This is a genomic window from Pseudoduganella flava, from assembly GCF_007830495.1.
In the GTDB taxonomy this organism is placed as follows: domain Bacteria; phylum Pseudomonadota; class Gammaproteobacteria; order Burkholderiales; family Burkholderiaceae_D; genus Rugamonas; species Rugamonas flava.
Map to the genome: position 1 here is coordinate 262997 of NZ_VLKW01000001.1, position 12854 is coordinate 275850.

A 12854-nucleotide genomic window follows, 5' to 3' on the forward strand; every position below is an offset into this window, starting at 1 on the left:
CTACGAGGCGAGCGCGCGCTGGGCGGACGGCCGGCGCGACTGGATCGCGCGCTCGAGCGCCTCCATCGTCGCCGGCTTCGTCAGGTGCAGGTCGAAGCCGGCCTGTTCGCTTTGCTGGCGCTCGCGCTCGCTGCCCCAGCCGCTCAGCGCGATCAGCAGGATCGGCCGGTGCGGGTGGCGCAGCCGGATCTGCCGCGCCACCTCGTGGCCGCTGATGTCCGACAGGCCGATGTCGAGGATGGCCACATCCACGTCCGCCTGTTCCAGCGCCTCGAGCGCGCTCCTTCCGGTGTAGGCCAGTTGCACGGCGTGGCCGCGCGCTTCGAGCATCGCGCCCAGCGTCTGCGCGGCATCGTGGTTATCGTCCAGTACCAGCACGCGCAGCGGCGCCCGCGCGGGTGCGCGTGCCGCGGGGCGTTCGCGCCGGCCAGCCGCGGCGGCCGGCAGCACGGGCAGGCGTACCGTGAATGTGCTGCCCTTGCCCTGCCCGTCGCTCTCGGCCACGATCGTGCCGCCATGCAGCTCGACGATGCGGCTGGCCAGCGCCAGCCCCACGCCGAGGCCGCCCTGGCGTTGCGCGCGCGTGTCCTCGGCCTGGGCGAACATGCCGAACACCTGGGGCAGCGTGTCGGCGGCGATGCCGGCACCGGTATCGGCAACGCGGAACACCGCGTTGTCCTCCTCCTCGGCCACGGCCAGCACGATGCTGCCGCCGCGCGGCGTGTACTTGACGGCGTTGTGCAGCAGGTTGCAGATCACTTCCGTCAGCCGCACGCGGTCGGCATACACCGTCAGCGGCACGGCCGGCAGGCGCGCCTCGAAACGCAGCGCGGCCCGTTCGATGTCATCGCGGCAGAACTCGGTCGCCGCCTCGACGATCTCGCGTACGCCGGCCGCTTCCATCTTCAGCTCGAGCTTGCCGGAGCTGATGCGCGCGACGTCGAGCAGATCATCGATCAGGTGCACCACGTGGGCCATCTGGCGCTGCATGATCTCGCGTGCCCGTACGCGTGGCGTGGTCTCCGACGCATCCAGTTTCAGCAGTTCCAGGCCCGACTGGATCGCGGCCAGCGGATTGCGCAGCTCATGCGCCAGCACGGCCAGGAATTCATCCTTGTAGCGGGCCTGGCGGTGCAGTTCCCGCACCGCGTTGGTGTGCGCCGTGATATCCACGAACGCGGCCGCGGCGCCGATCAGCCGGCCATCCTGCCCGCGCAACGGCACCGCGTTCATCAGCACGTGCAGCACGTCGCCATTGTCGAAGCGGATTTCCAGTTCCTTGCCGCGCACGTCGGCGCCTGTCGTGGCGGCCACCTGCAACGGCAGCCGGTCCGGCGCCAGCCGCTCGCCGCCGGCAAACACTTCGAAGGCGTGGCGCGCGGGTATGCTCAGCGACGGGTTTTCGTCCGCGGCCAGGCGCAGCAGGTGCCGGGCCTCGGCACTGGCCGTCACGGTTAGGCAGCCGGGGTCGTGGGCGATGAAGACGGCGGCGGGCGTCGCGTCCATCACGCTTTCCAGTTCGCTGGCGCGCAGGCGTTCGCGCTGTTCGCTGGCGTGCAGCGCTTCGAGCAGGCGCTTGCGTTCGGTGATGTCCTCCACCGCCACCGACAGGCCGGCGATCGCCCCATGCTTGTCGCGGATCGGGTAGACGCTCTCGCGGAAGGTGCGGATGACGGACGGCTGGGCCGCCGTCGGTCCTGCGAACTCGAGGCCGAACACGGGCACGCCGGTGCGCAGGACTTCATTGAATGTGGGGGCGGCCAGTGCCGCCACTTCCGGCACGACCTCATGGATCGTGTGGCCCACATGGCGCGCGACGCTGACGCCGTTGATCCCGGCCAGCACCGGGTTGATGCGGACATAGCGCAGGTCGCGGTCCAGTACGGCCAGCCCGAGCGGTGCGTGATCGTAGGCGACCGCCATCTGGCGCACGGCATCGCGGCACGCGGCGGCCTCGGCGCGGGCCTGGCGCAGCCTGCGCGTTTGCGCCAGCGCGAGTACAAGCAAGAGTGCTGCCGCCAGTGCGGGAAGTACTTGTAAAACAAAAGCCGCCACTGTGCCCCCTGGTTGGTCAGGCAGCCGGCCGCGCCGGTCGCCGATTGCGCCGCAGTCGGCAGCTTACTCCATCCGGCAGGCCGGCGGGCAATCGTGCGGGTAGGGGCGCGCTATCGGGCGGCGGAATCAGGCGGCGGGATCACGGCGTGGAATCAGACCACCGCGCCGAGCTTGAAGATCGGCAGGTACATCGCGACGACGAGGCCGCCGATCAGCACGCCGAGGATCACCATGCCCGGTGGTTCGGCCAGCGGGGAATCAGTCGCAACTGGCGGTTCTCGATCGCTGATCGGAAGCAGCCGCCCGTCACGAGCGGAGCGGCCAATCGGAACCGCGGCGTTGTATTTTCCAATACAGAAAACAGTTCAATAAATTTTCTGATTGATTCATATCATGAAAAGAATATACTGATTGGAAAACGTATTGACCGCGGTTCCCTCACCAGGAGTGCAACATGTACCGAAGCGTTTTGCAGCTGTCCAATACCGCACAGACAAACAGCCAGACAAGCGGCCAGGCAAGCGGCCGCGCGCCAGGGCAATCTCCCGCCGGTGCTGGGCCGCGCCGCAAGACGGTGGCGCTGGCGGCCGCACTCGCCGTGCTGGCCTGTACCCATGCCACCGCGCAGGACGGGGCGCCCGCCGCCACCGACGATGCGCGGACCGCGCCGCCCGCCGGTCCCGGCGCCAGGACGGAAGTCGTCACCGTCACGGCGACCCGGCGCCGCGAACCGGTGCGCGACGTACCGCTGCGCGTCGAGACGCTGAGCGCGGAAACCCTCGAGCGCTCGGGTGCCGCGTCCCTGACCGATTACGTCGGCTCGCTGCCGGGCGTGCATGTCGCCACCGATGGCGGCCCCGGCCGCGGCCAGGTCGAGATACGCGGCGTGGGCGTGGGCAGCCAGAACGCGCCGACGGTCGGCATCTACGTCGACGACGTCGCCTTCGGTTCCAGCACCAGCTTCGTCGGCGAGGCCGTGGCCGCGCTCGACCTGTCGCTGCTCGACCTGCACCACGTCGAGCTGCTGCGCGGCCCGCAGGGTACGCTGTACGGGGCCGGTGCGATGGGCGGCCTGCTCAAATATGTGACCAACGATCCCGACGCGAACCGCTTCTCGGGCAAGGCCGGCGTCGCCGTCCGCCAGAGCCGCAGGGGCGCGCTGGGCCACACCGAGAACGCGGTCGTCAACGTTCCGCTCAGCGAAGGCGTCGCGGCGATGCGGTTCGCGGCCTTCAACGAGCACGACGGCGGCTACATCCGGTCGGTCGGGCGCGTGACGGGCGATCACGTCAACGACGGCGATACGCGCGGGGCCCGCCTCTCGTTCCTGTTCGACCCGAGCCGCGACTTGCGCGTGCGCGTCACCGCGACCCAACAGAACATCGAGCGCGCGGGCACCGGCGTGATGCAGTACGACATCGCCACCGGCCGCCCGCGGTACGGCGACCTCACGCACTGGCTGTACCGCGACGAGCCCTATACGATCAAGACCGGCCTGCTGTCGGGCGACGTCGAATACAACCTGGGCTGGGCGCGCCTGAACGTGATCGGTTCGGCCCAGCGCTTCCGCGCCCGGACGATGCTGGACGCCACGGACATCGTCGGCAGCGACGGCCTGAATTACGGGGCGCTGGACAACAACACGCGCCTCGACAAGCGCACGGCCGAGGTGCGCCTGACCTCGGGACGGGGGCCGTTCGAATGGCTGGTGGGCTACTATCACAACAAGGAAACCGGCCTGCGCGACCAGCGCCTGTACGCGCAGCTGCCCGACGGCACGGAGTCCGATTTCGTCCGGTCCGCGCAGCCGTCGCGCTTCATCGAGAACGCGTTCTACGGCGACCTGACGTGGAATCCGGCACCGCAATGGTCGTTCACGGTCGGCGCCCGCGCCGCGCGCAACCGCCAGGTCTACGGCACCCTCACGAACGGCGTGAAGGACTTCGAATCGGGCGGCAAGGACAGCTCGAAGACCTACCTCGCCACCGCGCGCTATTCGATCGACAAGGTCAGCAGCGTCTACTTCCGCGCCGCCAGCGGCTACCGTCCGGGCGGGCCGAACCCGCCGGCGCTCGACCAGAACGGCCAGGTCGTGCCGGGCGCGCCGCTGCAGTTCGAACCGGACAAGCTGTGGAGCTACGAAGTGGGCTACAAGGCCGACCTGCTCGACAGGCGCCTCGCCATCGAGGCCGCGCTGTTCGACATCCGCTGGGACAAGCTGCAGCAGCCGATCGCGGTGGGCGCCACCACGTTGACGGGCAATGCCGGCAAGGCCGAATCGAAGGGCCTGGAAGTGGCGCTGCGCTGGAAGGTGGACGACCATTTCACGCTCGAGGGCAACCTGGCCTACACCGACGCGAAGCTGACCGAGGACGCGCCCGCGCTGGGGCCGTCCGGCGCGCGCCTGCCGAACAGCGCGCGCCTGTCCAGCAGCGTGACGGGCCGCTACGGCTTCGACGTGGGCGGCCACGCCGCGTACGCCGGCCTGACGCTGCGCCAGGTCGGCCAGCGCAACGCGGGGTTCGATGCGCCGGGCACCTCGGTGCCGAATTTCCGGCTGCCCGGCTATGCGATGGCCGACCTGCAGGCGGGGATCGAGGTCGACGGCTGGCAGGTGGGCGCGTTCGTGCGCAACCTGGCCGACAAGCGGGCCTTCTCCAGCGCCGACACCGCACTGACCGCGTTCGCCGGCCCCCTGCGGGTGACGCCGACCCAGCCGCGCACCGTCGGCATGAACCTGTCGAGGGAATTCTGATGGCGCGCCCGTTGCGACCCGCGGCGTGGCTGCGCGCCGCCGCCACGGCTTGCTGCGCCGCCGTCCTGCTGCCCGCGCTCGCGCAGGCGCCCGCGCCGGCCTCGGTGCCGTCCGCGGTGGCGCTGACGGCGGCCGACGCCGAATCCTGGCTGGACGGCATGATGCCCACGGCGCTGCGCATCGCCGGGGTGCCCGGTGCCGTGGTCGTGCTGGTCAAGGACGGCAAGCCGCTGCTGCAAAAGGGGTATGGCTACGCCGACTGGGAGAAGGCGGTGCCCGTCGATCCCGCCACGACGCTGTTCCGCCCCGGTTCGATCTCGAAGCTGTTCACCTGGACCGCCGTGATGCAGCAGGTCGAACAGGGCAAGCTCGACCTCGACACCGACGTGAACCGCTATCTCGACTTCGCCGTGCCGTCCTGGCGCGGCAAGGCGCTGACCTTGCGCCACGTGATGACCCACACGACGGGTCTCGAGGAAACGGGGCGCGGGTTGATCGTCTACGACCAGTACACGCCGGACAACGGCAAGGTCCTGAAGGCCTACATCCCGCCGTACCTGTACGAACCCGGCACCACGCAGGGCTATTCGAACTGGGCCACCGCGCTGGCCGGCTACATCGTGCAGCGCGTCAGCGGCGAGCCGTTCGACGATTACGTCGAGAAGCACATCTTCGCGCCGCTGGGCATGCGCCATTCGACGTTCCGCCAGCCGCTGCCGCCGGCCCTGCGCGCGCACATGGCGCAGGGATATCCGAGCGTGGACGAACCGGCCAAGCCCTACGAGATCGTCAACCTGCCGCCGGCCGGCAGCCTGGCCGCGCCGGGCGCCGACATGGCGCGCTTCATGCTGGCCTATCTGGGGCAGGGCAGCCTGGACGGCCAGCGCATCCTGAAGCCCGAGACGGTGCAGCTGATGCACACGCGGATCACGCGCGGCATGCCGGACCTGAACGGCATCGGCCTTGGCTTCTACCAGCAGGATGTGAACGGCCACCGCGCCGTGGGCCACGGCGGCGACACGAACCTGTTCCACTCCGAGCTGTACCTGCTGCCCGACGACGGCATCGGCCTGTTCGTGTCCGTGAACGCGGCGGGCCGGCACGACCAGGGCAAGTGGCTGCGCGAACGGCTGTATCAGGGCTTCGTCGACCGTTACCTGCCGGACCGGCGTCCCCGCGCGGCCGGCGTCGACGAAGCCACCGCCACGGCGCATGCGCACCTGCTGGCCGGGGCCTACCGCAACACGCGGCGCGAGGACTCCTCCTTCATGTCGGTGCTCCAGCTGCTGAGTCCCGTGAAAGTGGAGGCCGTGGAGCATGGCCGCGTCGCGATCGAGATCGGCGGCAGCCGCAACGTGTTCCGCGAAGTCAGGCCGTTCCTGTGGGAAGAAGAGCATGGCAAACGGCGCTTGCAGGCCGTCGTCAAGGACGGCAAGGTGCAGCGCTGGGGCCTGGAGCCGTACGTGTTCGCGTTCGTGTTCGAGCCGGTGCCGTTCATGGCCAGCACGCCCGTGCTGGTGGCGCTGCTGGCCGCGTTCGGCGTGGCCGTGCTGACGGCGCTGGCCTGGCCGGTCGCCGCGCGCATCCGGCGCCGCCATGGCCTGCCGCGGCCCGGCCGTCCAGCGACGCTCGTGCGGGTCGCGAGCTGCCTGGTGCCGGTGGCGGTGGCGCTGTGGGTTGCCACCGTCGCCGCCACGGACGGCGCCGACCCGGCCGGCCTGTTGATGGTGACGCAGGGCGTCACCATCGTCGCCTTCGTCGGCGGCCTGCTGGCGGCGCTGTGGCACGCGCGCACCGTGTTCGCGGGTGCGAAGGCGGGCAACAGCGGCGGCGGGACGGGCCGCGGCATGGCCCTGCTGTGGGTACTGGCCTTCGCGGTACTCGTGGGTGTCGGCGCCTGGCACCACCTGTTGAGCTTCAATCCCCATTACTGATCCGAGAGACCTCACGATGAAAGCAAGCAGCTCCGTCTTGTCCCTGTTGGCCGCCGCGGCGTTCGGCACGGCGCTGGCTGCCGCGCCGGCGCAGCAGGCACCTACCGACCTCGCCGCCACGCCCGCGCCGGCCAGGAAGCCCGAAGAGCAGGCCGCGCCCCCCGCCGTCACGACCCACGCGCTGGAGGCGGGCGACCTGGAAGCGTGGCTCGACGGCCTCGTGCCCTATGCCCTCAAGACGGGCGACATCGCGGGCCTTTCGCTCGTCGTCGTCAAGGACGGCAAGGTGCTCCTGCAAAAGGGCTACGGCTATGCCGACGTGGCCGCGAAAGTGAAGATGGATCCGGAACAGAGCCTGGTGCGTCCGGGCTCGACCTCCAAGCTATTCACCTGGACGGCCGTGATGCAACTGGTCGAGCAGGGCAAGATCGACCTCGACCGCAACGTCAACGACTACCTCGATTTCAGGATCGAGGAAAAGTTCGGCAAGAAGATCACGATGCGCGACCTGATGAACCACCGTGCTGGTTTCGAAGAGGGGCTGAAGGATTTGCTCAGCTACGACCCTTCCAGCGCGCCGAGCACGGAGCGCTACCTGAAGGACCATCCGCGTCCGATGCTGTTCGCGCCCGGCACGGTGCCCGGCTATTCGAATTACGGCGTGGCGCTGGCCGGCTACATCGTGCAGCGCGTGTCGGGCGAGCCGTTCGAGGCCTACGTGGACCGCCACATCTTCCAGCCGCTGGGCATGCGCCATTCGACGTTCGTGCAACCGCCGCCGAAGAACCTGCCCGGCTTCCTGTCGAAGGGCTATCCCGTCGCGAGCCAGCCGCCGTCGCCGTTCGAGCTCGTGATCACGGCGCCGGCCGGTGCGCTGACGACGACCGCGGCCGACATGGCGCGCTTCATGCTGGCGCACCTGCAGCAGGGCAGCGTGGACGGCCGTCAGATCCTGAAGCCGGAGACGACGACGCTGATGCACTCGCCCACCGGCACCGCCGACCCGGGCTTCGCGGTGATGGCGCACGGCTTCTTCTCGTTCCCGCAGAACGGCCACCGGGTGATCGGCCACGGCGGCGACACCATCGTCCACCACACCGAGATGAACCTGCTGCCCGACGACGGCGTGGGCATCTTCTTCTCCTACAACAGCCGCGGCAAGGAAGACGCGGTGTACGCGGCGCGCCAGGAGCTGTTCGACGGCTTCATGAACCGCTACTTCCCCGCGCCGCGCGCGCCCGAACCGCAGACGTTGGCCTCGGCCGCCGCCGACGCGCAGCGCATCGCGGGCCGCTACGAAAGCTCGCGCCGCGTGGAGCACGGCTTCCTCACCGCGCTGTACCTGCTGAACCAGGCCGTCGTCACCGCCAACCCCGACGGCACCATCACCGCGCCCGGCCTCACGGGCGAGCCGGAGACCTACCGCGAAATCGGCCCGCAGCTGTGGCGCAAGGTGGACGGCGCCGACATGCTGGCGCTGAAGGAGCAGGGCGGCGTCAAGACCATCGTCGCCAGCAACAATCCCGTCTCCGTGCTGCAGGAGGCGCGGTTCGTGCGCTCCGCGCCGCTGAACCTGACGGTGCTACTGTTCTCGACGCTGGTCCTCGCCGGCACCCTGCTGGCCTGGCCGCTGGGCGCGCTGCTGCGCCGCGCCGACCGCGCGACGAGCGGCGCCACGCCGGAGCACCGGCGCCTGCGGCGCATCCTGCGTGCGGCCGTCGTCGTGGACGTGGTCTACGCGGCCGCGTGGTTCATGCTGATCAAGCCGGTGCTCAGTACCGACGTGGCGGTCTACAGCCACACGATCGACTGGCTGGTGGGCCTGCTGGAAGCGAGCGGGCTGCTGGCGCTCGCCGCCGCGGCCGCCGGGGTGTGGGCGGCATGGCGCATGTTCCGCATCGACAGCCCGCGCACGGCGCGCCTCGGGAGCGTGCTGGTGGCGCTGGCGCTGCTCGGCATCGTGTGGGTGGGCGTGGTCGGCCAGCTGATCACGTGGAACCTGAACTACTGACATCCACCTGCAGCGCATCAGGACCGACATGAAATTCTTCATCGCCCATCTCGCCACCGAAACCAACACGTTCGCGGCCGCGCCCACCGGGCTGGGCGCGTTCGAGGAAATCGGCGTCTTTCACGGCGACGCCAGCCGTCGCGACCCGCAAGGCGCCGGCGCCTTCCTCCACTTCCTGCGCGGCCTGATCGAGGCGGACGGCCACGAGGCGGTCGAGAGCCTGTGCACGCTGGCGCAGCCCGGCGGGCGCACCGTGCGCCACGTGTACGAGGCGCTGCGCGACGAGATCCTGGCGGATCTGCGCGCCGCCATGCCGGTGGACGCCGTCCAGCTGCTGCTGCACGGTGCCATGGCGGCCGAGGGCTACGACGATTGCGAGGGCGATCTCGCCGAACGGATCCGCGCCATCGTCGGCCCGGGCGTGCCGATCGGCCTGGAGCTCGACCTGCATTGCCATTTCACCGGGCGGATGCAGCGCGCGGCGGACGTCATCGTCGCGTTCAAGGAGTATCCGCACGTCGACACGGACGAGCGCGGCCGCGAGCTGTACCGGCTGCTCGTCGCCGCGGCGCGAGGGGACATCCAGCCCGTCATGGCGGTGTACGACTGCAGGATGGTCGGCCTGTGGCACACGACGCGCGAACCGATGCGCGAGTTCGTGCGGCAGATGGAAGCGGCCGAGCGCGAGCCGGGCGTGCTGTCCGTCTCGCTCGGCCACGGCTTTCCCTGGGGCGACGTGCCGGAAGCAGGCGCCAAGCTTTGGGTGGTGGCCGATGGCGACGCGGCACTGGCGCAGTCCGTGGCCGAGCGGCTGGGGCGGGCGTTCTGGGACCTGCGCGAGCGCATCGGCCCGGAGACGGTGGACATCGACACGGCGCTGGACGTGGCCGCCGCAACAAAAGGGGAAGGGCCGGTGGTGCTGGCCGACGTGGCGGACAACCCGGGCGGCGGCGCGGCGGGCGACTCGACGTTCATCCTGCGCCGGCTCGTCGAGCGCGGCACGGCCGATGCCGTCGTCGGCGCCCTGTGGGACCTGGGCGCCGTGCACGTTTGCCGCAGCGCGGGCGTCGGCGCGGTCCTCGACCTGCGCATCGGCGGCAAGTGCGGGCCGGCGTCCGGCCTGCCCGTGGACCTGCGCGTGCGCGTGCGCGCGATCGTCGAGAACCACAGCCAGAGCGCGCTCGGCACGCGCGAGCGTCTCGGGCCCAGCGTCTGGGTCGAGGCGGCCAACGGGCTGCACATCGTGCTGGCCTCGATCCGCACCCAGACCTACGGTACCGACGCCTTCACGGGCCTGGGCCTCGAACTGGCCGACAAGGCTGTCGTCGCGGTGAAGTCGACGCAGCACTTCCATGCCGAGTTCGCGCCACTGGCGCGGCAGGTGCTGTACGTCTCGTCGCCGGGTGCGATGAACTTCGACTTCGGCGCGATTCCCTACCGGCTGCGTTCCACGGATTACTGGCCGCGGGTGGCCGATCCGCATGCGGCCGCGGGAATTTAGCATCCTGGAAAAGCTGCCATGCCGAGTTTTCACGCGCTGCAAGGTCGAACTATAATGGCGGTATTGGAGAGGACAGGCATGGCGACAAAACGCGCGATCAATCACGGACCGGAACGGGATGGCAACCTGGGCGAATCGCTCAGGCGCATCCGCAAGGAACGTGGCCTGACGCTGATCGAGGCGGGCGAGAAAAGCGGCATGCCGATGTCGACCATCTCGAAGATCGAGAACAACAAGATGTCGCTCAGCTATGACAAGCTGCTGCGTATCTGCAAGGCGCTCGACGTCGACATCTCGGAGCTGTTCAGCGGCACCCCCGCGGCCGGCAAGGCAGCGGCGCCGGCGTCCAGCGGCCGCAGGAGCATCAACCGGCGCGGCACCGGCTACGCGATCAACACGCCCAATTATTCGCACCTGTATCCGGCCGCGGACCTGCTGAACAAGCGCTCGGTGCCGATCATCGCCGAGATCCACACCCGCTCCATCGAGGACTTCGGCGAACTGATCCGCCATCCGGGCGAGGAGTTCGCGATCGTGCTCGAGGGCACCGTCGACCTGTACACGGACCTGTATGCGCCCGCTCGGCTGGAAACGGGCGATTCGATCTACTTCGACAGCGGCATGGCGCACGCTTACATCGCCGTCGGCGAGGAACCCTGCCGCGTGCTGTCCGTGTGCACGTCGGACGAGCCGAATTCGGAAACCATGTACGCGTCGCTGCTCGATGCGCCCGCGCCGGCGCCCGCGGAGCCTCCTCCACCGCCACCCACGCCCGTGCGTGCGAAGAAAAGCCGTAAGTAATCACGCAAATAAGCACGCAAGTAAGCACGCAAGTAAGCACTCAAGTAAGCACGCAAGTAATCCGGCGACTTGTGCCTGTCTTGCACGGCGGTTCCGCTCAAGCGATGCAGGCCGTGACCTCGATCTCCACCCCCACGCCGAAGGCCAGCTGCGCCTGCACGGTGGAGCGCACCGGCAGGTGCGGCGCCTTGAAGTAATCGGCGTACACCGCGTTGAAGCGGGCGAATTCGTCCAGGTCGGCCAGCCACACCGTCGCACGCACCACGTCTTCCAGCCCGCTGCCCAGCGCCGCTAGCGTCGCCGCGATCCGGTCCAGCACGTTGCGGGTCTGGTCCTCGATCGTTCCGGCCAGCGGCTTGCCGTCCGCCCCCAACGGGATCTGCCCCGACAGGAACAGGAAGCCGTTGGCCTGCACGGCCTGCGAGAACGGCAGGGGCAGGGCGCTTGGGGTGCGGACGATGTCTGACATGGCGATCTCCTCCTCGCGGCGTGAAGCCGTCAACATTTTCTGATACGGAAAAGAAAAGCCATTATCCCGGCCGCCGGAAGGCGCGTCAACCGATTTGCGCCACGCGCAAAAAGTGCTTGCGCACGCGCTTCGCGTGGCATATCTTTCAACAACAGAAGAATTTTCTTTTTTTGAAAATAGCAGGGGTCTCATGAACCAAACGGCGGATTTCATCGTGATCGGCGCGGGCATCGGCGGCGCGTCGGTTGCATACTGGCTCGCGCAGCAAGCGCGCGTCGTCGTGCTGGAGGGCGAGACGCAGCCGGGCTACCACAGCACGGGGCGCTCCGCCGCGCTGTTCATGGAGAGCTACGGCCCGCCGCAGGTGCGCGCGCTGACGCGGGCCAGCCTCGACTTCTTCCGCCAGCCGCCGGAGGGTTTCGGCGACCATGCACTGCTGTCGCCGCGCGGCGCCTTCGTGTTCGCCGCACACGGCCAGGAGGCCGCACTGGATGAGCACGAGGCGCTCGTGCGCCAGACCACGTCGCGGGTCGAACGCCTCGATGCGCGGGCCGCGCTCGACCTGGTACCGGTGCTGCGCCCCGGCGAGGTGGTGGGCGGGGTGCTGGAGAAGGATGCGGCCGACATCGACGTCGACGCGCTGCTGCAGGGTTTCCTGCGCGGCGCCCGCCGCCACGGCGCGCTGACCGTCAACGACGCGGCCGTCACGGGGCTGCGCCACGCGGACGGCGTGTGGACCGTCGCCACGGCCAGCGGCAGCTGGCAGGCGCCGGTGGTCGTGAACGCCGCCGGCGCGTGGGCCGACGAGGTCGCGCGGCTGGCGGGCGCGGACCCGGTCGGACTCGTGCCGAAGCGGCGCTCCGCGTTCATCTTCGCACCGCCGGACGGTCTCGCCACCGCGCACTGGCCGCTGTTCCTGGACGTGCACGAGTCGTTCTACATCAAGCCCGACGCCGGGACCTTGCTCGGGTCGCCCTGCAATGCCGACGCGACCTTTCCGCACGACGTGCAGGCCGAGGAACTCGACATCGCGATCGCCATCGACAACATCGAGCGCCTGACCACGCTGCGCATCCGCCGCCCCACCCATGTGTGGGCGGGCCTGCGCAGCTTCGTCGCCGACGGGGAGCTGGTCGGCGGCTTCGATGCGAAGCTGCCCGGTTTCTTCTGGGCTGCCGCCCAGGGCGGCTACGGTATCCAGTCGGCGCCGGGCGCGGGCCGCTATTACGCGTCCGTGCTGCTGGGCGAGCCCGTGCCGGCGGCGGTGGCCGCAACAGGCTTCGATCCGGCCTGTATCAGCCCGCAACGCTTCCAGCGCTGAAAGGCCC

General features: G+C 69.5%; 8 protein-coding genes. 6 read left to right on the plus strand and 2 right to left on the minus strand.

The features are described from left to right. Nucleotides 1-2007 (minus strand): PAS domain-containing hybrid sensor histidine kinase/response regulator, encoded by a 2007-nt coding sequence (locus tag IP92_RS01245; protein WP_145872712.1) that lies wholly within the window; start codon nucleotides 2005-2007, stop codon nucleotides 1-3. Between the two features lie 502 nt (nucleotides 2008-2509). Between IP92_RS01245 and IP92_RS01250 the strand changes: the two genes are divergently transcribed. The 5 genes from IP92_RS01250 to IP92_RS01270 all read left to right on the plus strand — a co-directional run bounded on the left by IP92_RS01250 (nucleotide 2510) and on the right by IP92_RS01270 (nucleotide 11057). After that, nucleotides 2510-4810, plus strand: a complete 2301-nt coding sequence (locus IP92_RS01250; protein WP_145872713.1) for a TonB-dependent receptor — start codon at nucleotides 2510-2512, stop codon at nucleotides 4808-4810. Beyond that, nucleotides 4810-6744, plus strand: coding sequence for a serine hydrolase domain-containing protein (locus tag IP92_RS01255; RefSeq protein ID WP_145872714.1), 1935 nt, complete (start codon nucleotides 4810-4812; stop codon nucleotides 6742-6744). The genes IP92_RS01250 and IP92_RS01255 overlap by 1 nt, the downstream gene beginning before the upstream one ends. Before the next feature lie 37 nt (nucleotides 6745-6781). Next, nucleotides 6782-8755 (plus strand): serine hydrolase domain-containing protein, encoded by a 1974-nt coding sequence (locus IP92_RS01260; RefSeq protein ID WP_158206796.1) that lies wholly within the window; start codon nucleotides 6782-6784, stop codon nucleotides 8753-8755. A gap of 28 nt (nucleotides 8756-8783) precedes the next feature. Continuing rightward, complete coding sequence (locus IP92_RS01265; protein ID WP_145872716.1) at nucleotides 8784-10256, plus strand: M81 family metallopeptidase; 1473 nt, start codon at nucleotides 8784-8786, stop codon at nucleotides 10254-10256. A 78-nt stretch (nucleotides 10257-10334) separates the two neighbouring features. Continuing rightward, entirely contained in the window at nucleotides 10335-11057 is a 723-nt protein-coding gene (locus tag IP92_RS01270) for a helix-turn-helix domain-containing protein (RefSeq protein WP_158206797.1), read from the plus strand. Nucleotides 11058-11154: 97 nt separating this feature from the next. On the opposite strand, the gene IP92_RS01275 is transcribed toward IP92_RS01270, so the two are convergent. Beyond that, nucleotides 11155-11526, minus strand: a complete 372-nt coding sequence (locus tag IP92_RS01275; protein WP_145872718.1) for a RidA family protein — start codon at nucleotides 11524-11526, stop codon at nucleotides 11155-11157. Nucleotides 11527-11716: 190 nt separating this feature from the next. Here IP92_RS01275 and IP92_RS01280 point away from each other — a divergent pair, with 190 nt between their 5' ends. Further along, the gene (locus tag IP92_RS01280; RefSeq protein ID WP_145872719.1) at nucleotides 11717-12847 is read left to right on the plus strand and encodes an NAD(P)/FAD-dependent oxidoreductase; all 1131 of its coding nucleotides are present in this window, start codon (nucleotides 11717-11719) and stop codon (nucleotides 12845-12847) included. The last annotated feature ends 7 nt before the right edge of the window (nucleotides 12848-12854 follow it).

Excerpts from the sequence above, each read along its gene's own strand:
- IP92_RS01250 (WP_145872713.1), top strand. The coding sequence starts at position 2,510 with ATGTACCGAAGCGTTTTGCAGCTGTCCAATACCGCACAGACAAACAGC.
- IP92_RS01255 (WP_145872714.1), top strand. The coding sequence starts at position 4,810 with ATGGCGCGCCCGTTGCGACCCGCGGCGTGGCTGCGCGCCGCCGCCACG.
- IP92_RS01265 (WP_145872716.1), top strand. The coding sequence starts at position 8,784 with ATGAAATTCTTCATCGCCCATCTCGCCACCGAAACCAACACGTTCGCG.
- IP92_RS01270 (WP_158206797.1), top strand. The coding sequence starts at position 10,335 with ATGGCGACAAAACGCGCGATCAATCACGGACCGGAACGGGATGGCAAC.
- IP92_RS01275 (WP_145872718.1), bottom strand. The coding sequence starts at position 11,526 with ATGTCAGACATCGTCCGCACCCCAAGCGCCCTGCCCCTGCCGTTCTCG.
- IP92_RS01280 (WP_145872719.1), top strand. The coding sequence starts at position 11,717 with ATGAACCAAACGGCGGATTTCATCGTGATCGGCGCGGGCATCGGCGGC.